General features: G+C 70.1%; 25 protein-coding genes and 2 pseudogenes. 17 read left to right on the top strand and 10 right to left on the bottom strand.

What is annotated here, in order from left to right; genetic code table 11:
- Nucleotides 1–89 precede the first annotated feature (89 nt).
- A complete protein-coding gene (locus AB0F15_RS19965; protein WP_360272000.1) occupies nt 90–500 on the bottom strand; it encodes a DUF3151 domain-containing protein in 411 nt (136 codons plus the stop codon).
- A 242-nt stretch (nt 501–742) separates the two neighbouring features.
- Here AB0F15_RS19965 and AB0F15_RS19960 point away from each other — a divergent pair, with 242 nt between their 5' ends.
- Genes AB0F15_RS19960 through AB0F15_RS19950 form a run of 3 tightly spaced genes read left to right on the top strand, consistent with a single transcriptional unit; the run spans nt 743 to nt 2,620 of the window.
- Nucleotides 743–1,948 carry a hypothetical protein gene (locus AB0F15_RS19960; protein ID WP_360271997.1) on the top strand — a complete coding sequence of 402 codons (1,206 nt, stop codon included), beginning with the start codon at nt 743–745 and terminating at the stop codon, nt 1,946–1,948.
- A complete protein-coding gene (locus AB0F15_RS19955) occupies nt 1,945–2,223 on the top strand; it encodes a type II toxin-antitoxin system Phd/YefM family antitoxin (RefSeq protein WP_360271995.1) in 279 nt (92 codons plus the stop codon). The genes AB0F15_RS19960 and AB0F15_RS19955 overlap by 4 nt, the downstream gene beginning before the upstream one ends.
- A complete protein-coding gene (locus AB0F15_RS19950) occupies nt 2,216–2,620 on the top strand; it encodes a type II toxin-antitoxin system VapC family toxin (RefSeq protein ID WP_360271992.1) in 405 nt (134 codons plus the stop codon). The genes AB0F15_RS19955 and AB0F15_RS19950 overlap by 8 nt, the downstream gene beginning before the upstream one ends.
- Before the next feature lie 46 nt (nt 2,621–2,666).
- On the opposite strand, the gene fbaA is transcribed toward AB0F15_RS19950, so the two are convergent.
- Nucleotides 2,667–3,698: a class II fructose-bisphosphate aldolase gene (gene fbaA / locus AB0F15_RS19945; protein ID WP_360271989.1), complete on the bottom strand. Its 1,032-nt coding sequence runs from the start codon at nt 3,696–3,698 to the stop codon at nt 2,667–2,669.
- A gap of 150 nt (nt 3,699–3,848) precedes the next feature.
- Nucleotides 3,849–4,670, bottom strand: a complete 822-nt coding sequence (locus AB0F15_RS19940; RefSeq protein WP_360271986.1) for an LLM class F420-dependent oxidoreductase — start codon at nt 4,668–4,670, stop codon at nt 3,849–3,851.
- Between the two features lie 73 nt (nt 4,671–4,743).
- Here AB0F15_RS19940 and AB0F15_RS19935 point away from each other — a divergent pair, with 73 nt between their 5' ends.
- The 6 genes and pseudogenes from AB0F15_RS19935 (at nt 4,744) to AB0F15_RS19910 (ending at nt 10,203) form a co-directional block, all read left to right on the top strand.
- Nucleotides 4,744–5,664 carry an aldo/keto reductase gene (locus tag AB0F15_RS19935; protein ID WP_360271983.1) on the top strand — a complete coding sequence of 307 codons (921 nt, stop codon included), beginning with the start codon at nt 4,744–4,746 and terminating at the stop codon, nt 5,662–5,664.
- A gap of 104 nt (nt 5,665–5,768) precedes the next feature.
- A complete protein-coding gene (locus tag AB0F15_RS19930) occupies nt 5,769–6,680 on the top strand; it encodes an SDR family oxidoreductase (protein WP_360272027.1) in 912 nt (303 codons plus the stop codon).
- Nucleotides 6,681–6,682: 2 nt separating this feature from the next.
- Nucleotides 6,683–7,156, top strand: coding sequence for a pyridoxamine 5'-phosphate oxidase family protein (locus AB0F15_RS19925; protein WP_360271980.1), 474 nt, complete (start codon nt 6,683–6,685; stop codon nt 7,154–7,156).
- Between the two features lie 81 nt (nt 7,157–7,237).
- Nucleotides 7,238–8,710, top strand: coding sequence for an NAD(P)/FAD-dependent oxidoreductase (locus AB0F15_RS19920; protein ID WP_360271978.1), 1,473 nt, complete (start codon nt 7,238–7,240; stop codon nt 8,708–8,710).
- Nucleotides 8,707–9,470 (top strand): annotated as a pseudogene (locus AB0F15_RS19915) (metal-dependent hydrolase). The gene AB0F15_RS19920 and the pseudogene AB0F15_RS19915 overlap by 4 nt, the downstream one beginning before the upstream one ends.
- A pseudogene (locus AB0F15_RS19910) lies at nt 9,467–10,203 on the top strand (2Fe-2S iron-sulfur cluster-binding protein). The pseudogenes AB0F15_RS19915 and AB0F15_RS19910 overlap by 4 nt, the downstream one beginning before the upstream one ends.
- 3 nt (nt 10,204–10,206) lie before the next feature.
- On the opposite strand, the gene AB0F15_RS19905 reads toward AB0F15_RS19910, so the two are convergent.
- A complete protein-coding gene (locus AB0F15_RS19905; RefSeq protein ID WP_360271975.1) occupies nt 10,207–10,485 on the bottom strand; it encodes a YciI family protein in 279 nt (92 codons plus the stop codon).
- Nucleotides 10,486–10,684: 199 nt separating this feature from the next.
- Between AB0F15_RS19905 and AB0F15_RS19900 the strand changes: the two genes are divergently transcribed.
- The 4 genes from AB0F15_RS19900 to AB0F15_RS19885 all read left to right on the top strand — a co-directional run bounded on the left by AB0F15_RS19900 (nt 10,685) and on the right by AB0F15_RS19885 (nt 13,681).
- Nucleotides 10,685–11,257, top strand: coding sequence for a SigE family RNA polymerase sigma factor (locus AB0F15_RS19900; RefSeq protein ID WP_360272025.1), 573 nt, complete (start codon nt 10,685–10,687; stop codon nt 11,255–11,257).
- Nucleotides 11,258–11,348: 91 nt separating this feature from the next.
- Nucleotides 11,349–12,500 (top strand): N-acetylglucosamine-6-phosphate deacetylase, encoded by a 1,152-nt coding sequence (gene nagA, locus AB0F15_RS19895; RefSeq protein ID WP_360272023.1) that lies wholly within the window; start codon nt 11,349–11,351, stop codon nt 12,498–12,500.
- Nucleotides 12,501–12,523: 23 nt separating this feature from the next.
- Entirely contained in the window at nt 12,524–12,937 is a 414-nt protein-coding gene (locus AB0F15_RS19890) for a hypothetical protein (protein ID WP_360271973.1), read from the top strand.
- Between the two features lie 45 nt (nt 12,938–12,982).
- Nucleotides 12,983–13,681: a VTT domain-containing protein gene (locus AB0F15_RS19885; RefSeq protein WP_360271971.1), complete on the top strand. Its 699-nt coding sequence runs from the start codon at nt 12,983–12,985 to the stop codon at nt 13,679–13,681.
- 88 nt (nt 13,682–13,769) lie between these two features.
- Here AB0F15_RS19885 and AB0F15_RS19880 read toward each other — a convergent pair whose 3' ends face one another.
- Nucleotides 13,770–15,161, bottom strand: coding sequence for an FAD-linked oxidase C-terminal domain-containing protein (locus AB0F15_RS19880; RefSeq protein ID WP_360271969.1), 1,392 nt, complete (start codon nt 15,159–15,161; stop codon nt 13,770–13,772).
- Nucleotides 15,162–15,234: 73 nt separating this feature from the next.
- The gene (locus AB0F15_RS19875) at nt 15,235–15,660 is read right to left on the bottom strand and encodes a PPOX class F420-dependent oxidoreductase (RefSeq protein ID WP_360271966.1); all 426 of its coding nucleotides are present in this window, start codon (nt 15,658–15,660) and stop codon (nt 15,235–15,237) included.
- A gap of 186 nt (nt 15,661–15,846) precedes the next feature.
- Between AB0F15_RS19875 and AB0F15_RS19870 the strand changes: the two genes are divergently transcribed.
- The 4 genes from AB0F15_RS19870 to AB0F15_RS19855 all read left to right on the top strand — a co-directional run bounded on the left by AB0F15_RS19870 (nt 15,847) and on the right by AB0F15_RS19855 (nt 20,596).
- Nucleotides 15,847–16,377 carry a MarR family transcriptional regulator gene (locus tag AB0F15_RS19870; RefSeq protein ID WP_360271964.1) on the top strand — a complete coding sequence of 177 codons (531 nt, stop codon included), beginning with the start codon at nt 15,847–15,849 and terminating at the stop codon, nt 16,375–16,377.
- On the top strand, nt 16,374–18,971 hold the full coding sequence (locus tag AB0F15_RS19865; RefSeq protein WP_360271961.1) for an MFS transporter: 2,598 nt from the start codon (nt 16,374–16,376) through the stop codon (nt 18,969–18,971). Before AB0F15_RS19870 ends, AB0F15_RS19865 begins: the two co-directional genes overlap by 4 nt.
- A complete protein-coding gene (locus tag AB0F15_RS19860) occupies nt 18,968–19,789 on the top strand; it encodes a YceI family protein (protein ID WP_360271959.1) in 822 nt (273 codons plus the stop codon). Before AB0F15_RS19865 ends, AB0F15_RS19860 begins: the two co-directional genes overlap by 4 nt.
- Before the next feature lie 132 nt (nt 19,790–19,921).
- Entirely contained in the window at nt 19,922–20,596 is a 675-nt protein-coding gene (locus tag AB0F15_RS19855; protein WP_360271956.1) for a DedA family protein, read from the top strand.
- Nucleotides 20,597–20,600: 4 nt separating this feature from the next.
- Here AB0F15_RS19855 and AB0F15_RS19850 read toward each other — a convergent pair whose 3' ends face one another.
- The 4 genes from AB0F15_RS19850 to AB0F15_RS19835 form a co-directional block, all read right to left on the bottom strand.
- Nucleotides 20,601–21,014 (bottom strand): VOC family protein, encoded by a 414-nt coding sequence (locus AB0F15_RS19850; RefSeq protein ID WP_360271954.1) that lies wholly within the window; start codon nt 21,012–21,014, stop codon nt 20,601–20,603.
- Between the two features lie 176 nt (nt 21,015–21,190).
- Entirely contained in the window at nt 21,191–21,931 is a 741-nt protein-coding gene (locus tag AB0F15_RS19845; protein WP_360271952.1) for an SDR family oxidoreductase, read from the bottom strand.
- Nucleotides 21,928–22,563 (bottom strand): nucleoside/nucleotide kinase family protein, encoded by a 636-nt coding sequence (locus AB0F15_RS19840; RefSeq protein WP_360271950.1) that lies wholly within the window; start codon nt 22,561–22,563, stop codon nt 21,928–21,930. The genes AB0F15_RS19845 and AB0F15_RS19840 overlap by 4 nt, the downstream gene beginning before the upstream one ends.
- The gene (locus AB0F15_RS19835; protein ID WP_360271947.1) at nt 22,560–23,405 is read right to left on the bottom strand and encodes a PfkB family carbohydrate kinase; all 846 of its coding nucleotides are present in this window, start codon (nt 23,403–23,405) and stop codon (nt 22,560–22,562) included. The genes AB0F15_RS19840 and AB0F15_RS19835 overlap by 4 nt, the downstream gene beginning before the upstream one ends.
- Nucleotide 23,406: the final 1 nt, after the last annotated feature.

The following is a 23,406-nucleotide window of genomic DNA, read 5'->3' as shown; positions in this document are numbered from 1 at the left end:
GTGCTGGAAGGCGTCGTAGATGTCATCGATCTCCGGCCGCAGCGGCTCGCGGCCGCCGACGTCCCGGACCACCACTCACGACCGGTGGGTCACTTCAGGCCGGTGGCTTCCGCGGCGGCGGGGTCGGAGTCGGCGAGGAAGGTCCGGCAGCGCTCGTACTCCTCGGTCTCGCCGATCTTCCCGGCGGCCTTGCCGAGCACGGCGAGGGCACGGAGGAAGCCCTGGTTGGGGCGGTGCGCCCACGGCACCGGGCCGAAGCCCTTCCAGCCCGCGCGGCGCAGCTGGTCGAGACCCCGGTGGTAGCCGGTGCGGGCGTACGCGTACGCGGCGACGGTCTCACCCGCGTCGAAAGCCTTCTCGGCCAGCGAAGCCCACGCCTCGCTGTAGTCGGGGTGTTCGGCCGCGACGGTGGCCGGGTCGTTCCCGGCGTCAAGCGCGGCCTGGGCGGGAGTGTGCTCGGGCAGCATCGTCGGCTCGGGGCCGAGCAGGTTGTGGGTCATGTCGGCCATTCTTCCTCAGAGGAAGAGACTCCCGAGCACCCCGGCTCCGGCCAGCAGCAGGGCGGCCACCAGCACACCCGCGACAACTCGTTTCGGCATCATGGCGGCACACCCTGCCAACTCGTGCCCAGCGAAAGCAAGTCGTCCACCCGTAGGGGTGAACCCGGGCGCGAACCCCGATTTTCGCGTCGTTCGCCACCGTCTTGGCCCACTCGTGACCATGACCGGCCATGATGTCCGGCATGGCCAAGGCAGTCGACGTCCCGGTGGACGTGATCCCGCGCAGCCCCATCGGCAAGACGCGGCTGTTCTTCACCCGGCACTGGCACCGCGGCGCCCCCGGGCAGCCGACACCGGACTGGGTGCTGCGCTTCTGCTACGGGATGTGGCTGGCGGCGTTCGCCTTCAAGCTGCTCGGCTCGTCGTGGGACATGTCGTGGCACTTCATGTGGCTGCGCGACGACCTGGCCCCGCCGCACCTCATCAACACCGTCGGCACGGTGATCATCGTCGTGCTGGTGGCGATCCACAGCTACACGGGCCTGGGCGCCGACAAGACGTCACTGCGGCTGATGCAGATCGGGCTGCTGACGTTCCTGGTGGCGGCGCCGCTCGACGTCATCAACCACCGCGTCAACGGCCTCGACCTGACCGCGTGGAGCCCGTCGCACATGATGCTCTACCTGGGCACGGGCATCATGCAGGCCGGCGTCCTGCTGGGCTGGCTGCGGTCCGCGCCGCCGGGCCGGTTCCGCACCGGTGTGCTGCTCGCACTGTGGGCGTTCTTCCTGGAGAACACGTTCTTCCCGAACGGCCAGCAGGAGTACGGGATCCTGGGTCTGCGCGCCTGGGAGCGCGGGACGCCGGAAGCCGAGCCGTCCCTGCTGGACTTCGCGGCCAACCAGATCGGGCACCCGGTCGACCGGGCCGCCGTCCTGCACTTCACGATGCCGATCCCGGAGTGGGTGTACCCGCTGTGGGGCATCGGCGTGATGGCGCTGATCCTGGTGCTGGCCCGCCGGACGCTGGGTTTCCGCTTGTCGGCTTCCGCGGTGGCGCTGGCGTACGTCGCGTACCGGTCGGTGATGTGGCCGCTGCTGCTCGGGCTCGGCTTCCCGGTGTCGACGGTGCCGTTCTACCTGCTGGCGGTGGGTCTCGCGGTGGACCTGGCGTTCGCCATCGGCCGCGGCCACGATCTGCTGACCGCGGGCGTCGGAGCACTGCTGGTGACGGCGTTCGGCTACGGCGCGTTCTGGCTGCAGTCGCAGTTCCGCCCGTGGGTGCTCGGGGACGCGCACACGGAATCGGCCCCGCCGGCGGCCTACTGGACGGCTTTGGTCGTGCTGGGCGGGGTGTTCGTGCTTTGGGCGGCGGCCGGGCCTGCCTCCCGCAGGTGGTCAGCTCGACGAGGCGCTCGTGTAGCACACGGTGCTACACTCGATTCGTGAAGATCATCAGCCAGCGGGAACTCCGCAACGGCTCCGCCGCGGTCATGGACGCCGTCGAAGCCGGCGAGACCTTCCACATCACGCGGAACGGCGTGGAAATCGCCGAGCTGCGACCGCTGACCCAGCGGCGCCAGCTCACTACCGAGGAAATAATCGCCCGTCGTCGGCGGCTACCCCGCGTGGACGCCGCAGAGCTGCGCCGCGAGGCGGACGAGTTCTTCGGCGAGGATCGCCTGACCGATTACGACAACCCTTGGGAACGGTCTCGTGGCTGAGCGGCACGAACTGGGCGTGCTCGACACCTGCGCCTACCTCGACCTCGTCGACCTGGATCCGGAGAAGCTGCCGGTTGTCCACCAGATCACGACAGTCACGATGGCCGAACTCCACCAAGGCGTCGCGTTGGCGAAGAACCCAGTCACCAAGGCCGCGCGCACGGAAGACCTCGCGGCGGCGATGGTGGACTACGTGGCGCTTCCGTTCGACGCCGACGCGTCCACACGGTTCGGCTCATTGGCAGCACTCACCGTGGCAGCCAAGCGTGACCCGCGACCGCGCAAGATGGACTTGATGATCGCGGCGATCGCCTCCGTGCGGAACCTGCCGCTGTACACCCGCAACACGAAAGACTTCCGCGGCCTCGAGAGCCTGCTGGAAGTCGTCGAGGTCTGAACACAACGAAGGCCGCCACGAGAACCGTGGCGGCCTTCGGACGTGATTACTTGAGCTTCGTGCCGGCCGAGCCCAGCGCCTGGCAGGCCTCCACGACGCGAGCCGCCATCCCGGCCTCCGCCGCCTTCAGGTACGAACGCGGGTCGTAGACCTTCTTGTTGCCGACCTCGCCGTCGATCTTCAGGACGCCGTCGTAGTTCTTGAAGAAGTGGTCCACGATCGGGCGCGTGAACGCGTACTGCGTGTCGGTGTCGACGTTCATCTTCACCACGCCGTAGGACACCGCCTCGCGGATCTCCTCCGGGAGCGAGCCCGAGCCGCCGTGGAAGACCAGCTCGAACGGCTTCGAACCGGCGTCGAGGCCGAGCTTCTTCGACGCCGCTTCCTGGCCGCCCTTCAGCACGTCCGGGCGCAGCTTCACGTTGCCCGGCTTGTACACGCCGTGGACGTTGCCGAACGTCGCCGCCAGCAGGTAGCGGCCCTTCTCGCCGGCGCCGAGCGCGTCGATCGTCTTCAGGAAGTCGCCTTCGGCGGTGTACAGCTTCTCGTTGATCTCCGCCTCGACGCCGTCTTCCTCGCCGCCGACCACGCCGATCTCGACCTCGAGGATGATGTTCGCGGCCGCCGTCTTGGCGAGCAGTTCCGCGGCGATCTCGAGGTTCTCGTCGAGGTCGATCGCCGAGCCGTCCCACATGTGGGACTGGAACAGCGGGTGCTGGCCGTTCTTGACGCGCTCGGCCGAGATCTCGATCAGCGGGCGGACGAAGCCGTCCAGCTTGTCCTTCGGGCAGTGGTCGGTGTGCAGCGCGACGTTCACGTCGTAGCGAGCGGCCACGACCTGGGCGAACTCCGCCAGCGCGGTCGCGCCGACGACCATGTCCTTGACCTTCTGGCCGGAGGCGAACTCCGCGCCGCCGGTGGAGAACTGGATGATGCCGTCGCTCTCCGCCTCGGCGAAGCCGCGGATGGCGGCGTTCACGGTCTCGGACGAGGTCACGTTGATGGCCGGGTAGGCGAACTCGTTCGCCTTGGCCCGGTCGAGCATCTCCGCGTAGACCTCGGGGGTGGCGATGGGCATCGTTACTCCTCCTTGGCACAGGGTGGGTCCCGACCGCATCGTACGAGGTGTGCCGCCGCCGCACACCGGTCCCCACGCAGAAACTTCTCCGCACGTCGGATCGGTTCAGAAGGCAGCCCGGCCGCCGGCGTGCCGGCGGCCGGGCGGAACTCACCGGAGTTCGGCGGCCAGCGCCCGGTACGCGGGCCACGGGTCTTCGTTCAGCACCTGGACGACCACCTGGTCCGCCCCCGCCTCGAGGTGGGCCGACAGACCGCGGGCCACCGTCTCCGCGTCGCCGTGCAACGCCAGCGCGTCGATCAGGCGGTCACTGCCCTCGCCTTCGAGGTCCTCGTCCGTGAAGCCGAGCTTGCGCAGGTTGGCGACGTAGTTCGACAGGCCGAGGTAGTACTTCACCGTCTGACGGCCGATCCCGCGGGTCTCGGTGACGTCCGTGCCGAGGACCACCTTGTGCTCCGGAGCCAGCAGCTTGCCCGCGCCGAGGAGCTCGCGGGTGCCGCGGGTGTGCTCCGGCGTGGTCAGGTACGGGTGCGCGCCCGCCGTGCGGTCGCCCGACAGCTTGACGACCTTGGGGCCCAGCGCCGCCAGCGCCCGGCCGCCGACCGGTACGCCCGCCGCGTCCAGGCCGTCGAGGTAGTCGACCAGCGCCTCGTACGGCTTCTTGTACTCCGTCGTCGCTTCGCGGTGGCCCGCGCCGACGCCGAGCAGGAAGCGATCCGGGTACTTCCCCGCGATCCGCTCGTACGCCTTCGCGATCGACGCCGGTTCGTCCTGCCAGATGTTCACGATGCCGGTCGCGATGACCAGTGAGTCCGTCGCCGCCAGCAGGTCGTCCACGGAGGCGAGGTCGCCGCTGGGCGAGCCGCCCAGCCAGATCGCGCTGTAGCCGAGCGCTTCCGCGTCGGCCGCGAACTTCGCGTCGACACCTCCGTGGTAACGCCAGATTCCGAGCTTGCCGAGTTCGATAGCCATGGAACACTCCAACGCACGGGACCGCCATTTTCCTCCCGGGTTCCGCATCGCGGGAAGGACTAACGTCGGAAGCATGACCAAGCTCGGAAACACCGACCTCGACGTGTACGGCCTCAACCTCGGTGGGAACGTCTTCGGCTGGACGGCCGACGAGCCGCAGTCCTTCGCCGTCCTCGACGCCTACACGGCGGCGGGCGGCAATTTCGTGGACACCGCCGACCTCTACGGCGGTGGGGGCCGCTCGGAGGAGATCCTCGGCAACTGGCTGGCCGCCCGCGGCCGTCGCGACGACGTCGTCGTCGCGACCAAGGTCGGCATGTGGGAGGGCCGGCCGGGCCTCTCGGCGAAGAACATCCAGGCCGCGGCCGAGGACTCACTGCGCCGCCTGAAGACCGACCACATCGACCTGTACTACGCCCACCGCGACGACCCGGACACCCCGCTCGAAGAGACCATGGGGGCGTTCGACGCGCTGGTCCGCGCGGGCAAGGTCCGCCACCTCGGCGCGTCCAACTACTCCGCCGAGCGGCTCGCCGAAGCACTGTCCACTTCGGACCAGAACGGCTTCGCGCGGTACGCCGTGCTGCAGCCGCACTACAACCTGGTCGAGCGGGACTACGAGCGCGACCTCGCTCCGCTCGTCCAGCGTGAAGGCCTGGCCACCCTGCCGTACTTCGCCCTCGCGAAGGGATTCCTCACCGGCAAGTACCGCACGAAGGACGAGCCGGGCGACAGCCCGCGTGCCGCGCGTGCCGCGTCCTATTTGGACGCCGGTGGCGAGCGCGTCCTCGCCGCGCTCGACGAAGTCGCCGCGGCGCACGGCGTTTCGGTCGCCACCGTGTCACTCGCGTGGCTGCGGCGGCAGCCGACGGTCGCCGCCCCGATCGCCAGCGCCCGGACCCCCGAGCAGCTCACCGACCTGATCGCGTCAGTCACCCTGGAGCTGACTACCGAAGAAATAGCGTCGCTTTCACGTGAAAGTGGCGCTCCCTGATGGTCGCTTTCACGTGAAAGCTACCTTACTCATGGGTAGCTTACCGCGGGTAAGGTGAGGTACGGTGCCCTCCGAGAGTGACGTTCGACGTCCAGGAGGGCACCGTGGCCAACCCCTTTTCGCTGTTCAGCGGCACCAAGAAGGTCGACGGCAAGGTCGTGCTGATCACCGGCGCCGCCCGCGGCATCGGCGCCGGGCTCGCCGAACGGCTGGCCGCGCGCGGCGCGAAGGTCGCCCTCGTCGGCCTCGAAGCCGAGGAGCAGCAGAAGGTCGCCGACCGGATCGGACCGAACGCGAAATCCTGGGAAGCCGACGTCACCAGCTGGGACGCCCTTGAGCGCGCCACGGCCGGCGTCGTCGCGCACTTCGGCGGGATCGACATCGTCATCGCGAACGCCGGCATCGCGACCGCCGGCTTCGTCCGCTCGGTCGACCGGGCCGCGTTCGAGAAGGTCATCGAGGTCGACCTGCTCGGCGTCTGGCGGACGTTCCGCGTCACGCTCCCGCACGTCATCGAGCGCAAGGGCTACCTGCTGGCGATTTCGTCGCTCGCCGCGATCACGCACGCGCCGGGGATGGCGAACTACTCCGCCGCCAAAGCCGGCGTCGAAGCCTTCTCGAACAGCCTCCGCGCCGAAGTCGCCCACCTTGGTGTCAAGGTCGGCGTCGCGCACCCGACGTGGATCCGCACCGACCTCGTCGAGAGCGCCGACGCGCACCCGGTGTTCGGCAAGCTCCGCGCGTCGATGCCCGGCCTGATCGGCAAGACCTACCCGCTGGACGTCGCGCTCGACGACCTGGAGGCGGGCATCCTCAAGCGCGCCCGGACCATCCACGTGCCGCGCTGGGTCGGCGGGCTCAAGCTGGTGCGCGCCTTTCTGCCGCCGATCATCGAGATCGGCTCGCGCAGCCGGGTACCTTCGGCGGACAAGGCCGCGCTGGCCGACATCGAGGCCCGCGGCGCGTTCGAGTCGGCGGTCACCGGCCACGGCGGGCGGGCCGCCACCAAGGGGTGAAGATGTCCCGTCGCGACCAGATCAGGATGACCGAGGACGAGGTGCGGGAGTACCTCGCCGGCCAGAAGGTCATCAACGTGGCCAGCGTCGGCCCGAACGGCCGCCCGCACCTCGCGCCGCTCTGGTACTTCCCGCACGAGGACGGCGTCGCGACCTGGACGTACGGCACGTCCCAGAAGGCGAAGAACTTCCGGCGGCTGCCGGAGGCGACCGTGCTCGTCGAGGACGGCGACAGCTACGAGAAGCTGCGTGGCGTCTCGTTCGAGGCCGACGTCGAGATCGTCGAAGACATCGAAGAGGTCACCCGGATCGGGACCGCGCTGCTTCAGCGTTACTCGGGCGCCAAGCCCGGCGACCCCGCGCCGACCGAAATGCAGGCTTTCATCGCAGGTCAGGCCGCGAAACGCGTCGGACTGATCTTCCGGCCGACCAAGGTCGTCAGCTGGAACCACGGCAAGCTCGGCGGGACGTACTGATCAGTAGCCGGTACTTCCAAGTAACTGTTACCTGAGGTAACGTCATCTGCGCAGGATTCCCGACGCAGCGGAGGCCGACAGATGACCGAGCGGTTCAAGGTCGTGATCGTGGGCACCGGGTTTTCCGGGCTCGGCCAGGCGATCCAGCTCGAGAAGGCCGGCATCCGGGACTACGTGATCCTGGAGAAGGCCGCCGAGGTGGGCGGCACCTGGCGCGACAACTCCTACCCCGGGTGCGCGTGCGACGTGCAGTCGCACATGTACTCGTTCTCGTACGAGCAGAACCCGGACTGGTCGCGGTCGTTCTCGCCGCAGCCGGAGATCTTCGGCTACCTCAAGGGCGTCGCCGACAAGTACCGGCTGCGCGAGAAGATCCGGTTCGGCGTCGAACTCACCGGCGCCCACTGGGACGAGCGGGACCGCCGCTGGACGGCGACGACCAGGGACGGCCGCGAGTTCGTCGCGCAGTTCCTCGTTTCCGGCGTCGGCGGCCTGCACATCCCGCAGATCCCCGACCTGCCCGGGATCGCGAACTTCGAAGGCCGGACCTGGCACTCCGCGCGCTGGGACCACGAGTACGACCTGCGCGGCAAGAAGGTCGCCGTGGTCGGCACGGGCGCCAGCGCCGTCCAGTTCGTGCCGAAGATCGCCCCGGACGTCGCCGAGCTGACGCTGTTCCAGCGGACGCCGCCGTGGATCATGCCCAAGCCCGACCACGCGATGCCGTCGTGGGCGCGGACGCTGTTCAAGCGCGTTCCCGGCGTCCAGCGCCTCTACCGCGACGCGTTGTACTGGCTCCTCGAAGCGCGGGCCATCGGCTTCAACGGCCACCCGGCGATCATGAAGGCCGGCGAGCTGATCGCGAAGCGGAACATCGCGAAGGGGATCAAGGATCCCGCACTGCGCAAGAAAGTCACGCCGGACTACACGATGGGCTGCAAGCGCGTCCTGATCTCCAACGACTACTACCCGGCGCTGGCCCGGCCGAACGTCGACGTGAACACGGCCGGGATCCAGGAGGTCAAGGCGCACTCGATCGTCGACTCCGCGGGTGTGGAGCACGAGGTCGACGCGATCGTCTACGGCACCGGCTTCAAGGTGACCGACGCGCTGGAGTACCTCGACATCACCGGCGTCGACGGCCGCAACCTCGCCAAGGAGTGGGCGAGCGAGGGCATGCACACCCACAAGGGCATCACCGTGTCCGGCTACCCGAACCTTTTCTTCCTGCTGGGCCCGAACACCGCGCTGGGCCACAACTCCGTGGTGTTCATGATCGAGTCGCAGGCGCGGTACGTCGTCGACGCCATCAAGCTCGCCGATTCCCGCGGCGCCGCCGCGCTCGACGTCCGGCCGGGTGTGCAGGAGGCGTTCCAGCGGGAGATCCAGGACAAACTGGTCAAGGGCGTCTGGACGCAGGGCGGCTGCAAGAGCTGGTACCTCGACGCCCAGGGTGTGAACCGGACGATCTGGCCCGGCTTCACCTGGCGCTACTGGCTGGAGACCCGGAAGGTCGACCCGGCCGACTACGAACTCAGCGGCCGGGCGTCATGACTCCCGACGACGAGCAGCTCGTCCTGCGCGCCCGGGACGTGCGGTTCGACTGGGCGGCGCAGTGTTCAAGCAGGCCCTGCCGCTGATCCGCGACCCGCGGCTCAAGGAGGACGTACTCGGCTTCATCGGCCAGGAGGCGGTGCACGCCGAGGCGCACGACGGCGCGGCGGCCCACCTCGAAGCGGCCGGCGTGCGCGTGCGGCCGTACGTCGCGCAGATGGAGTGGCTGTTCCGGAAGCTGCTCGGCGACCGCGGCCCGACGGGGCGGCCCGCCGAGGAGTGGCTGGTCGAGCGGCTCGGGATCATCGCGGCGATCGAGCACTACACGGCGTTCCTCGGCCAGTGGGTGCTCGACGCGCCCCTGGCGGAGGCGGGCGCCGACCCGGTGATGCTGGACCTGCTGCGCTGGCACGGCGCCGAAGAAGTCGAACACCGGTCGGTGGCGTTCGACGTGTTCACGCACCTCGACGGGCGGTACGGCAGGCGGATCCGCAGCATGGCGGCGGTGACGCCGGTGCTGGCCTGGGTCTTCGCCCGAGGGACGCGATATCTGATGCGCAACGACCCGGCCGCGCCCGGCCGGGCGTCACTGCGCGGATACCGCCGGGCGGCCAAGCGGGGATTGCTGCCGACCGGGCGGGAGCTGCTGCGGGAGATCCGGCCGTACTTCCGCCGCGGCTACCACCCGTCCGGGACCGGGAACACCGAGCAGGCGGTGGCCTACCTAGCGAGTTCGCCCGCGGCCCGGGCGGCGGGGTGACCCTCGGCCGGCCCACCCGGCTGGACGGCAGCGCGCGCACACCGATCACCTGATGTCCACTTTGGTCGGCGTCGTGGGCGTTTACCGCCGGTTGTCGCAATTCAGCGGGAAGCGACGACCTCTCGTGCGCACCGTGGACCGCGACCTTTCGCTGGACGTCGAAACGATCAGGCCGGAAGCCGAGGACGTCGTGAGCCTTCGGCTCGGGAACGGCGGCGCGCTGCCGGCCTGGCGACCGGGTGCGCACCTCGACCTGGTGCTGCCCGCCGGCCTGACCAGGCAGTATTCGCTCTGCGGCGACCCCGCCGACCGCTCGCACTACCGGATCGCCGTCCGGCGGATCGGCGCCGCGTCGGGCGAAATCCCCGCGTCCGGCGCCGAACTCCTCGAAGGGCTCCCGGACGGCGCGTCGGTCTGCTGCTGCGGCCCGGTGCCGATGATCACCGGCGTCCGGGCCGACCTGGCGCTGACCACGGCCGCAGCCGTCCACTTCGAACGGTTCGCGCCGCCGCCGATCGTCCCGGGCGCGCCGTTCCGGCTGACTTTGCGCAGGTCAGGCCGAGTGCTCGAGGTGCCGGGCGACCGGACGGCGCTCGACGTCCTGCGGGAGGCACGGCCCGGCACGCCGTATTCGTGCCGCCAGGGCTTCTGCGGAACCTGCGCGGTGCCGGTGACCGGCGGCGGATCCATGCGGCTCTGCGTCGACCGCGGCAGCACCGTGCTGGAGCTGTGACACCTAGGACGGCAGCCAGGCGCCGATCACCGGCTTGAACTCGCGGACGCTGCGCTCGGCGACGACCCCCTCCAGGAAGTACGGGTCCTGGTCGATCGTCTCCTTCAGGTGCGCCTCGTCGTCGGCCTGGTAGAGCGTGATGCCGCCGGTGCCGTCGCCGAGCGGGCCGGCGACCGCGACGCGGCCCTCCTCGGCCAGCTTCAGGAGGAACTCGCGGTGGCGCGGCCGGACGTCCGGCATCTTTTCCTGGACGTAGGTGATTTCGACGAGGAACCAGGCCATGTGGATCTCCGGGGTCGGGCGGGCGGGACGGATCCGACGCTACCCGTGTCACGGTTCTGTACCAGCAGCCGATCTGTGGCACGGGCAGTCGAACCCGATAGGCTGGGCGTGCGTCAGTACCTGTGTGAGCGCTGTGAATACCGTGAACCTGCTGACGCGGCACACCGTGCAAACCGGGGTCGAGAACAGGCAGGGGTTCATGCTCGAGGGCAATGCGGAACGCAGTGTCGAGGCGACCCTCGGCCACCTGCGGGTCATGGACGGTCCGGCTCCGGCGCAGGCGCCGACGCCGCTGACCCTCGAAGACCTCTACCGCCAGCACCGCATGCGGCTGGTCCGGCTGGCGATTCTGCTGGTCGACGAGCCCGCGACCGCGGAAGACGTCGTCCAGGAGGCGTTCACCGGCCTGCACCGCAACTGGAGCAGGCTCCGGGACGCCGCGGCCGCGGTCGGCTACCTGCGCACCGCCGTGGTCAACGGGTCGCGCAGCGTGCTCCGCCGCCGCAAGACGGCCCGTGAGTACGTGCCGCCGCACGCCGTGAACGCACGGTCCGCCGAGAGCCTCGCGATGCTCTCGAACGAGCACCAGGCGGTCGTCAGCGCGTTGTCCAAGCTGCCGCCCCGCCAGCGCGAAGTGCTGGTGCTGCGCTACTACGGCGGGCTGAGCGAAGCCGAGATCTCTGAGGCCGCAGGCATCTCCAAGGGTACCGTTAAGTCGACCGCCAGCCGGGCGCTCGAGGCACTCCAGAAGGCCATGCAGGCCCCACAGTGACCCGGGTGGACCACTCCGATCACTGAGTCGTATCACCATGCTTGGTCCAGACCAATATATGCTGGGGTGCGTGAGAGGCGCCGGAGATTTCGTGATCATGGGCGGCCGGGTCGCCGCCCCGGACCGTTTACTCGACGACGGCTGGCTGGCCGTCTCCGACGGGCGGATCGCCGGCGTGGGTTCCGGGACCCCGCCGTCCGGCGAGCACGTCGACGTCGGCGGGGCACTGGTCGTGCCCGGGTTCGTCGACACCCACTGCCATGGCGGAGGAGGTGCTTCGTTCACCTCCCTCGATCCTGAAGAACTCCTGACGGCGGTGCGAGCGCACCGCCGCCACGGCACCACGACCATGCTCGCCAGCCTGGTCTCCGACCCGGTGGACATCCTGCGTGAGCAGGTCGCCGCGCTGCGTGAGCTGGTCCAGGACGGCGAGGTCGCGGGCATCCACCTGGAAGGCCCGTTCATCTCGAAGGCTCGCTGCGGCGCGCACGACCCCGAGACCCTGCTCGAGCCGGACACCGGCACGGTCGAGAAGCTCCTGCGCGCGGGCCAGGGCGCGATCCGGATGGTCACCATCGCCCCCGAGCTGCACGGCGGCGTGAAGGCCGTCCGCCAGCTGGCCGAGTCCGGCGTGATCGCCGCCATCGGGCACACCGACGGCGTCGAGGAGCAGCTGCTGCCCGCGATCGACGCGGGCGCGAGCGTAGCGACCCACCTGTTCAACGGCATGCGGCCGCTGCACCACCGCGAGCCCGGCCCGGTCGGGGCGCTGCTGGACGACGAGCGCATCACCATCGAGCTCATCTGCGACCTGGTGCACCTGCACCCCACGGTGGTCCGGCTGGCGGCGAAGCACGCGGGCCGGAACCGCACGGTGCTCATCACCGACGCGATGTCGGCCACCGACGCCGCGGACGGCCGCTACACGCTGGGCCGGCTCGAGGTCGACGTGCACGACGGCGTCGCCACCCTCGCCGAAAACGGCTCGCTGGCCGGCAGCACCCTGACGATGGACACCGCCTTCCGCAATCTGGTCCGGGGTGCGAAACTCGGCATCCTCGACGCGGTGCACGCGACGTCGCAGCGGCCCGCCGAACTGCTCGGCATCGCCGACCGGACCGGGATGCTGTGCGCCGGCTACCAGGCCGACGTCGTGGTCCTCGACCAGGACCTGCGGCCCGCGAAGGTGCTGCGGCGGGGAGAATGGGTGGCCGAGGTGGGTACGGCTACCTTGAGCACCTAGTTCCTACGGACGGACGGGCGGAGATGAGCGAGCCGAAGGACCCCGAGCAGTTGCTGGCGGACGCCCTTCGCGCGCAAGCCGTCTTCGCCCCGCAGGCGTCGCCGCCGCATTCCCCACCGCCGGCTCCCCCGGCTCCGGCCCGGGACACCGAGCCGGTGACCGATGCGGTCCCGACCAGCGCGATCAACGAGCTGCCGTCGGCGTACGGGCTGCTTTCGGGCGCCAGCGCGGATTCGCTGGAGCGCGAGCGCGCGGCCCTGGACGTGGCCTCGAATTCTTCGGTGTCTTCGGAGGCGCCGACGACGTTCGCCCCGCGTCCCCCGGCCCCGGAACCGGCGCGGACGTCGGCGCAGCTGCCGGCGTACTGGATTTTGTTGCTGGCGGTACTGCTGGGGCTCGCCGCGGGGTCCGTGGTCGGCCTGCTCACGCTGGTCTGACCGGGTCTCAGTCACGACTCAGGGTGACCCTGTACCGTTTTCGGGGTGATTCTCGCCCAGAGCACGGTCCACACGATGTCGCTGCTGCCGTCCTGGCTGGACCCGTACGTCCTGCTCGACGGCGTGGCCGGTCCCGCCGTCGCGGTGCTGTGCCTCGTCATCTTCATCGAAAGCAGCATCTTCCCGGTGCTGCCGGGTGACTCCCTGCTCTTCACGGCCGGTCTGCTGATCGCCGGGGACAAGCTGCTGCCGCTCTGGCTGACCTGCGTCCTCGTGACCGCGGCCGCCCTGCTCGGCAACGTCGTGGGGTACTACATCGGGTACTTCGCCGGGCCCAAGCTGTTCAGCAGGCCGGACTCCAAGTTCTTCAAGCGGGAACACGTCGACAAGACGCACGCGTTCCTGGAGAAGCACGGCCCGAAGGCGGTCGTGCTGGCCCGGTTCGTCCCGTTCGTCCGGACGTTCATCACGTGGATCGCGGGCGTCGGCCGGATGGACCCGAAGCGCTACTTCACGTACACGGTCATCGGCGGCATCTGCTGGGCCGCGGGCATCACGATCCTCGGCTACCTGCTCGGCGACATCCCCTTCATCGGCAAGAACATCGACGCGATCTTCGTGCTGATCGTGCTGATCTCGGTGGTCCCGATCGTGCTCGAGTACCTGAAGAGCCGCCGCGAGAAGAAGGCCGTGGCCGAGACCGACCCCGAGGTCACGCAGCGGATCCCGCGCATCAAGGACTGAGCCGCCCGAAACTGTCGGACCCCCGCGGTAACGTGAAATCCGGGGGTCCCCTGGGCGGGTGACCTCTCGCGGCGCGGGTCAGGTCATGTCAGGTCATCGAGAACATCGAGCCCGGGTTGAACAGGTTCTCCGGGTCCAGCGCCTGCTTGATCTGCCGGTGCACGCGCAGCCCCACCGGCCCGATCTCCCGCGCCAGCCACTCGCGCTTGATCTTCCCCACCCCGTGCTCGCCGGTCACCGTGCCGCCGAGGGCGAGGCCCACCTCGAGGATCTCGTCGAACGCGCGCTGGGCGCGGGCGAACTCGTCCGGGTCGTCGGGCTGGTAGACGATCGTCGGGTGCATGTTGCCGTCGCCGGCGTGGCCGACCACCGCGATCCGCAAGCCGACCTCGGCGCTGATCTTCTCGCAGCCGCGGATCAGCTCGGCGATGCGCGTGCGGGGCACGCACACGTCGTCGGTGAGCCAGAGGCCGTACGTCTCCAGCGCCGTCAGCACCACCCGGCGGGCCTGCAGGAGCATCCGGCCCTCCTCGAGGTCCTCGGTCGTGTACGCCAGGTCCGCGCCGCAGTCGACGCAGATCCGCTCCAGGGCCGCCAGCTCGCGGCGGGCGACCTCGCCGCCCGCGTCGGACTGGCCGAGCAGCAGCGCCTGGCAGTTCGAGCCCGCCCCGAGGTCGGTCTTGAGGTAGGTCTCGGACGCCTTGATCGACGAAGCGTCCATGATCTCCAGCAGCGACGGCACGAGCCCTTCGCGGACGACCCGCGCCACCGCTTCCCCGGCGGCTTCGGTGGTGCCGAAGCCCGCCACCAGCGTCGCCGGTGCCTGCGGGAGCGGCTTGAGCTGCACCGTGGCCTGCGTGATGACGCCCAGCGTGCCTTCGCTGCCTACGAACAGCCGCGCGAGGTCGTACCCGGCGACGCCCTTCACGGTCCGCCGTCCGGTCTTCAGCAGCGACCCGTCGGCCAGGACGACTTCGAGGCCGAGCACGGAGTCCGTGGTGACGCCGTACTTCACGCAGCAGAGGCCGCCGGCGTTGGTGGAGAGGTTGCCGCCGATCGTGCACCAGTCGTAGCTGGACGGGTCCGGTGGGTAGAACAGCCCCTGCTTCTCCACCGCGTTGCGGAAGTCCAGGTTGACGACACCCGGCTGCACGACGGCGAGCCGGTTGCCCGGGTCGATCTCGACGATCTCGTTCAGCTTGGTCAGCGACAGCGTGACGCAGCCGTCGATGGCGTTCGCGGCGCCGGACAGGCCGCTGCCCGCCCCGCGCGGCACGATCGGCACCTTGGCCTCGGCGCACGCCTTGACGACGGCCTGCACCTGTTCGGCGTTCGCGGGCAGCACCACGGCGAGCGGCCGGCCCGACGGCGCCAGCGGCATCATGTCGCGGGCGTAGGACGCGGTGACGTCGGAGTCGGTGAGCACGGCGCTCTTGCCGAGCAGGTCGCGGAGCCGGGTGACCAAAGCTTCGTCGCTCATGGCCTCATGGTAAGCCCGGACACTCCGCACTGCGGAAATCTTCTTTCGAAACCAGCCGTAACGGAGCAGCGCGTCAGCGGACCAGGCCCAGGAGCTTCTCGATGTGGATGGTCAGCAGCACCCGCTGGTCGGTGACCATGGCCGCGCGGTACTCGGCCCAGTCCGGGTGCTCGCCCGCCGCGCGCCGGTAGTAGCCGACGAGCGCCTCGACCGTCGCGTCGTCCGGCGCGGCCGCGGGCGACGTCAGCTCCGCGCGCCCCTCGGCGACGACGTAGCTCCAGCCGTCCTCGCTGCCCACGTGGTAGGTCACCCGCGGGTCGCGGCGCATGTTCTTCGCCTTCGCCCGGGTCTCGGTGATCGACGCGGTGATCGTGTGCGACTCCGGGTCGTACAGGTGGGTGATGGTGGACAGCTGGGGCCGCCCGTCGCGGCGGATCGTGGCCAGGACGCCGTGGCAGTGCGCGGAGAGGAAGTCCCGGAAAGCTGTGTCGTCGGTCATACCCCTTCCAACCGGCGGCCGCCGGCTTTGTTCCGAAAGCAGCCCGGAGGAAATCTGCTTGCATATGGCAACTAAAGTGTGTTCTGCCACATCACGAGGTACTCCGCTTGCACAACCACCGGCAAAGGCACATCCTTGCCTGAGGCAACTAGTTGCAGTCGCCAACCAACGCCTTGAAGGATCACCATGGCACCGAACCCGCCCACCGGCCGGCCCACGGCCGAACTGGACCTCGCCGACCAGCTCGGGCACGAGCTCGTCCGCTTGGTCCGCCTGATCAACAAGGCGAAGTCGCAGGTCGCCAAGCAGGGGCCGGACGGCATCGAGCGGGCGGCGTACGCGATTCTCTTCACCCTCATCCACGAGGGCCCGCAGCGCACCAGCAGGCTGGCCGAGTCGCTCCACTCCGAGATCTCGACGATCAGCAGGCAGTCGAGCTCGCTCGTCCAGCACGGCCTGGTCGAGCGCCAGGCCGACCCGGAAGACGGCCGGGCCTGCCTGCTCGCGCCGACGACCGAGGGCATGCGGGTGTTCCAAGAGAACCGCAAGCAACGCAACCAATGGCTGGCCGAAGTCCTCGGGGACTGGACCGAAGGGGAGGTCCAGACCCTGAACCGCCTGTTCGGCCGGCTCAACACAGGTATCGAGAACCACTCTCCACAGCTGGCCGACGCGCAAGCGTCCGCCAGTGCACCGGCCAAGGGGGCCAACGCATGAGTTCCACCACCGAAGCACCGCTTCCGGCCGAGGTGAAGCAACCACCTCGGCTGAGCCACCGCCAGATCGTCACGATCCTGAGCGGCCTGATGTGCGGCATGTTCCTCGCCGCGCTCGACCAGACGATCGTCGGCACGTCGATCGTCAAGATCGCCAACGACCTGCACGGCTTCGACCTGCAGGCGTGGGCGACGACGGCGTACCTGATCACCTCGACGATCGTCACGCCGATCTACGGCAAGCTGTCCGACATCTACGGGCGCAAGCCGTTCTACCTGGCCGCGATCACGATCTTCGTCGTCGGTTCGCTGGCCTCGGCCTTCGCGCAGTCGATGTACCAGCTGGCCGCGTTCCGCGCGGTGCAGGGCCTCGGCGCCGGCGGTCTGATGTCGCTGGCCATGACCATCCTCGGCGACATCGTGCCGCCACGGGAACGGGCCAAGTACCAGGGCTACATCCTCGCGGTGTTCGGCCTGTCCACCGTGCTGGGCCCGGTGCTGGGCGGCTTCTTCGCCGGCATCGAGCACGCCGGCAGCATCTTCGGCTACGACATCCACGGCTGGCGCTGGGTCTTCCTGATCAACGTCCCGATCGGCATCCTCGCGCTGTTCGTCGTCGCCCGCGTGCTGAACGTGCCGCACATCCCGCAGAAGCACAAGATCGACTGGTGGGGCGCCCTCGCTCTGGTCGTCGCGGTCGTGCCGTTCCTGATCGTCGCCGAGCAGGGCCAGAAGTGGGGCTGGGGCGACGGCAAGTCGATCCTTTGCTACGTCGTCGGCGGCGTCGGCGTGATCGCGTTCATCGCGGTCGAACGGTGGATGCAGGACGCCGCGCTGATCCCGCTGCGGCTGTTCAAGAACTCGACGTTCACCGTGGCGATCATCGGCGGTGTCATCGTCGGTGTCGCGATGTTCGGTGCGATCACCATGATCCCGCAGTTCATGCAGGTCGTGCAGGGCTACACGCCGACCGAATCCGGGCTGCTGATGCTGCCGCTGATGGCGGGCATCATGACCAGCTCGATCGTCTCCGGGCGGATCACCGGCAAGACCGGTCGCTACAAGGTCTTCCCGATCGTGGGCACCCTCATGATCGCCGCCGGCGCGTTCTTCTTCGCGCAGGTCGAATACGACTCGCCGGTGTGGCACCCGCTGGTCGCGGCCGCCATCATCGGCCTCGGCCTCGGCCAGTGCATGCAGACGCTGATCATCGCGGTGCAGAACGCGGGCCCGCGCAGCGACATGGGCGTCTCGACCGCGTCGGCGACGTTCTTCCGCCAGATCGGTGGTACCGCCGGTGTCGCGATCTTCCTGACGGTCCTGTTCAACACGCTGATGCCGAACATCACGAAGGCGTTCGGCGGGCAGCTGCCGGCCGGCGCCGGCGCGAGCGTCGGCAACCTGTCCGAGAACACCAGCGTGATCCAGTCCCTGCCGGAGGCGATCAAGACGCCGATCCTGATCGGCTTCACCGAGTCGATCACCACGGTGTTCTACATCGCGGGCGCGGTGGCGCTGCTGGCCACCGTGGTGCTGCTGTTCATGAAGGAGATCCCGCTGACCAACGCGGCCCCGGCCGCCGCGGCCATGGAGGGCAGCGAGGCCCTGCTCGACACGGACGACCACGACTTCGCCGACGCGCCGACCGAGATCGTCGAGCCGGCGCGTCCGGTCGACCGTGAGCCCGCTCTCGTGGGCGGCGGGAAGCACGCGCTGAGCAACGGGCACGGTGACTACCAGGCCGTGTCGGGTGCGCTGCCGATCACGAACTCCGTCGCCGACTCCGAGATCGGTGTCCCCGTCGGCGCGGGCGGTCTGCCGGTGACCGGGCACATCCGCCGCCAGGACGGCAGCCACGTGCCGGGTGCCGCGCTGACCCTGATCGACCAGCGCGGCCGCCAGGTCGCACGGGCCACCGGGGCCGCCGACGGCAGCTACTCCGTGCCCAGCCAGGGCCCGGGCGCGTACGTGCTCATCGTGGCCGCGCACGGCCACCAGCCGCAGGCCTCCAGCGTCGTGCTCAGCAACGGGCCGGCGACGGTCGACGTCACGCTCACCGGGTCCGGCGAGCTGACCGGCACCGTGCGGGCGGCCACGACCGGCGAGCCGCTGGCGAACGTGACCGTGACGCTGACCGACGGCCGGGGCGAGGTGAACGGCGCGTTCATCACGACCGCGGACGGCACGTACGCCTTCGTCGGGGTCGGCGCCGGGGCGTACACGCTGGTCGCCAGCGGGGCGGGCTACCGGCCCGTCGCGCTGACGCTCACCGTGCCCGACAGCGGTGTGCTGCGCCACGACGTCGAGCTCGCCAGCTCGGTGCTGCTGGCCGGCACCGCGCGGACCGAGGGCGACCGGATCGTGCCGGACGCGCGGATCACCGTGCTCGACGCCGAAGGCAACGTGGCCGCGGTCGCGCGGACCGACGGCGAAGGCCGGTACGTGGTCAGCGACCTGCCCGCGGGTGCGTACACCGTGGTCGCGAGCGGTTACCCGCCGGCGACCAGCCAGGTGGAGCTCACCGGCGGCGAAGCGGACCACGACGTCCGGCTGAGCTACGACCAGGCCCTCGACGAGCTGGTCGACCGGTCATGACCGGTCTGCGCGCGACCTTCCGCACGGCCGAGGGCTGGGCGGTGGAGCACGCGGTGCTCACCGTCACCGACCCGGCCGGGCGGCAGGTCGCCCGGCAGGCCGCGGACGTCCGCGGGGACGTCGTCACCGACGCGCTGACGCCGGGGGTGTACACGGCCGTCGTCACGGCGGCCGGGTACACCCCGGTCGCCCGGACGGCGCAGATCGCCTCGGACGGCAGCGGCTCGCTCGGCGACGTCGTGCTGGCCCCGGTCGCCGAGGCGATCGAGCTGCCGCCCGCCGGGCCGTGGGTGATCGACCCGATGCACACGTCGGTGGTCGCGACCGCGCGGCACCTGGGCATCGCGAGCATCAAGGCGCGGTTCCCGGACGTGTCCGGCCGGATCGAGATCGGCCGCCCGGCCGAGCGGTCGTCGGTGCACGCCGAGATCAAGGCGGCGAGCATCGACACCGGCATCCGGATGCGGGACGACCACCTGCGCTCGCCGGACTTCCTCGACGTCGACGTGCACCCGGTGATCACGTTCACCAGCACCGGGATGCGGCAGCGCGGCGCGGACTCGTGGACGTTGCTCGGCGAGCTCACGCTGCACGGCGAACGCCGCGAGATCGAGCTCGAGCTGACCTACGGCGGCTGGGGCCCGGACCCGTGGGGCGGCGTGCGCGTCGCGTTCCACGCCGAGACGACGCTGCACCGGAACGACTTCGCGATCAACTACAGCGCGATGGTCCGCGCCGGCGTCGCAGCCGTCGGGACGACGGTGAAGATCGAGCTGGACGTCGAAGCGGTGCAGGGCGAGACACTGCCGCAGTTCTGAGGTTCTTCGTCCGTGAAGGCCCTCTCACCGCTGGTGAGGGGGCCTTCACGGTCGGTGAAAGCCGAATCTTCGGAAGGGCTCGATTTGCCCGTTCGCCGCGGCGCGTTCACCCGGGCCACGTAGGCTCCGGGGGTGAACGTCGTGAGCATCGAGGCCGCGGGCGTCGGCGTGAGCTGGCTGGACACCGCCGGGCCGCTGCTCGTCTGGGTGATCGTGCTGAGCTTCGTGCTGGTCGAGTGCGCGCTGATCATCGGGCTGTTCCTGCCCGGTGACTCGCTGCTGTTCGGGGCGGGCGTGGTGCTGGCCCAGCACGGTTCGGACGCGAACGCGTGGTTCCTGTCGGGTGCCGCGCTGATCGTCGCCGTGCTCGGCAACCAGATCGGCTACTACATCGGGCGCACCAGCGGCACGAAGCTGATCGCGCGGCGCGACGGGAAGGTGCTGAACCGGCAGGCTCTCGAGCGCGCGCAGCGGTTCCTGGACCGGAGGGGCTTCTTCGCGATCGTGGCGGCCCGGTGGATCCCGTGGATCCGCACGCTCGCCCCGCTGATCGCCGGCGCTGCCCGGATGGATCCGCGCCGGTTCATGGCGGCGACCGCGCTCGGCGGGCTGCTCTGGGTGCCGACGCTGGTGCTGCTCGGCTACTACGGCGCCGGCCTGCTGGACGCCCTGCCGTGGCTGAAGACGGCCGCGCTGTGGATCAGCATCGCGTTCTTCGTGTTCGGCACGGGGTACGGCGTGCTGCGCTACCGCCAGGAGATGCGCCGCCCGGTGGACGAACCGAACGACAGCAACGCCCGCGCCTGAGCCTTCAGAGCTGCGGGTCGGTCCAGATTTCGAGCTGGATGCCGTCGGGGTCGCGGAACACGATCACGCGCGAGCCTTCGAACGTGCGCGACGGCGCGGCCGAGGTGTAGGAGACGCCGAACTCCTCGAGCCGGCTCTCCCATTCGGCCAGCTCAGCGGCGGAATGGACGCGGAATGCGACGTGGTCCAGCCCGGTCCGGCGTTCGTCGAACCCACGCCGCCCGGTGTCCGCGTGCTGCACCAGCACCACGGCGAACTCGTCGCCGGCGGACCGCAGCACGACCTTCCGCAGTCCGGTGTCCGGCTCTTCGCGCCGGGTGACCTCCTCGAGGTCGAGGACACGCACGTACCACGGCACGCTGCGGTCCACGTCGGTCACGGTGAGCGCGAGGTGGTGCACGGACATGAGTTTTGCCATGGCTTCCGAAGCCGTCCTTTCGCGTGGCGGCTTCCCAGAGTTGCACAGCGTTCGACGGCCAAAACACGAGTGACCAAGTTCCCCGTCCGATCGTGATCTCGTCGTCTCCGGCCGTCTCAGCAGGCGGACGCCGGTGACCGAAGGTCATTCCGAATTATCGGAGGGTGCCCGGACGGTCACCGGCCGCCACCGACGTCCAGCACCGCGCCCGCGGTGAACGACGACGCATTCGACAGCAGGAACAGCACCGCTTCCGCGATCTCCACCGGCTCGCCCGGCCGGCCCATCGGAATCAGCGGTGCGTACTTCGCCATCCGGTCCGGCAAGCCGGCCGCCTCGTGCAGGCCCGTGTCGACCATGCCGGGCCGGACGGCGTTGACCCGGATGCCCTCCCCGGCGACCTCCTGCGCCAGCCCCAAGGTCAGCGTGTCCACGGCGGCCTTCGACGCCGCGTAGTGCACCCACTCCCCGGCCGAGCCGGTGCGCGCGGCCGTCGACGAGATGTTGACGATCGCGCCGCCGTCGCCGCCGTAGCGGGTCGACATCCGGCGGACCGCCTCGCGGCAGCACAGGAACACCCCCGTCACGTTCACGTCGAACGTGCGCCGGACGACGTCGACCTCGTACTCGTCGAGCCGGCCGGGGGTGTTGCCGACGGTGGCCGCGTTGTTGACCAGGCCGGTTACCGGACCCAGTTCGGCCGCCGCGGCGAACAACGCGCGGACGTCGTCCTCACTCGCGACGTCCGCGCGGAAGGCCAGCGCCCGGCGGCCCTGCGCGCGGACGTCTTCGGCGACGGCCTCCGCGGGTTCGGGGTCGCCGGAGTAGTCGACCACGACGTCGTGGCCACGGGAGGCAGCCAGTGAACAGATCGCGGCGCCGATCCCGCGGCTACCGCCCGTGACGATGAGGGTCAAATCGCGAAGTTCGCCAGCGGCAGGTTCTCCAGCACCAGGTCCGCCCGGTCGCGCGTCTGCGAGATGAGGTCGGCGTTGCGCTGGTCCGAGCCGAGCGCGCGCTGCTTGGCCTCGACCAGCGAACGGCCGTAGCGGCGGTGGCGCGACACGAGCCGTTCGATGCGCTCGGGCTCGTCCGGGGCGAGGAACCAGGCCTCGGTGAGCAGCGGCCGGATCGCGCTCCACGGGTCGTCCGGGAGCAGCAGGTAGTTGCCCTCGGTGATGACGAGCTGGACCTCCGGCGGCACCGCGACGGCCCCCGCGATCGGTTCCTCGATCTCGCGGCGGAACTCCGGCGCGTACACCGTCTCGCGGCCTTCGGCGAGGCGGCGGATCAGGTGGTAGTAGCCCGCGGCGTCGAACGTGTCCGGGGCGCCCTTGCGCTCGGTGCGGCCCAGCCGGCGCAGCTCGACCTGCGCGAGGTGGAAGCCGTCCATGCCGACCACCGCCGCGCGGGAGCCGAGCGCGTTGGCCAGCGCCCAGGCGAGCGTGGTCTTGCCGGACGCGGGCGCGCCGATGATGCCGAGCACGTTGCGCTGCCCGCGTACGGTCAGGCCCTCGGCCCGGGCCAGCAGGTCGTCGAACGCCGTCATGTCCTGTTCCTTCCTGCGATCGCGGTCGTCCACGACCGCGGTCCCACATGCCGCACCCGTTCGGCGGCCACCTCGTTGGCGAAGCGAATCCGGTCCGTCACCGTCGCTTCGCGGGTCACGGCCACGGCGAGCGCGCCGTGCCAGACGTCGCCCGCTCCTAGTGTGTCCCGAGCTTCCACGACGGGGACAGGCACCTCACCCGAGCTGCCGTCCGCAGTGGACCACCGCACCGGGCCGGCCCCCGCGGTGGTGATGACGGTGCCGACGCCGCGCTGGTGGAGGCCGGGTTCCGGCGCGGTGAAGTGCGCGGAGCAGGCGGCCACGTCGACCAGGAGCAGCAGCTCGTCGAGCACGGGCTTCCAGCTCCCGGCGTCGAGCACCACCGGCACGTCCCGCGCCCTCGCTCCCCTCGCAACCGCCAGCGCCAACTCGGGGTGATGCCCGTCCACAAGCACCACATCAGCCTCACCGACCCCAAAAAGCGGCACTTTCACGTGAAAGTGCCGCTCGCCGGCGTTGCGGGAGACGACCGTTCGCTCGCCGTCGCGGTCGCGGACGGCGGCCGCGCTGACCGGCGGTGGGCCGGGCTGCGAAGGGGCGAGGTCGACGACGTGGACGCCGTGGGCTTCGAGGTCGGCGCGGGCGAGGGCCGCCAGCGGGTGTGCACCGAGGACGGTCAGCAGGGTCGCCTCGGCGCCGAGCGCGGCGGCCGTCACCGCGGCGTTCGTCGCGGGCCCACCGGCCGCGACGTCCACCCGCAGCGACTGCACCTTCTCGCCCGGCGCCGGAAGCTCGTCGACCCGCTGGACGACGTCCACGGTGCACAGTCCCGCCAGCAGCACT

This window comes from Amycolatopsis sp. NPDC026612 (genome assembly GCF_040638285.1).
Taxonomy (GTDB): Bacteria; Actinomycetota; Actinomycetes; order Mycobacteriales; family Pseudonocardiaceae; genus Amycolatopsis.
Note: the sequence above shows the minus strand (reverse complement) of the source record. Positions and strands in the feature narration are given on the sequence as shown.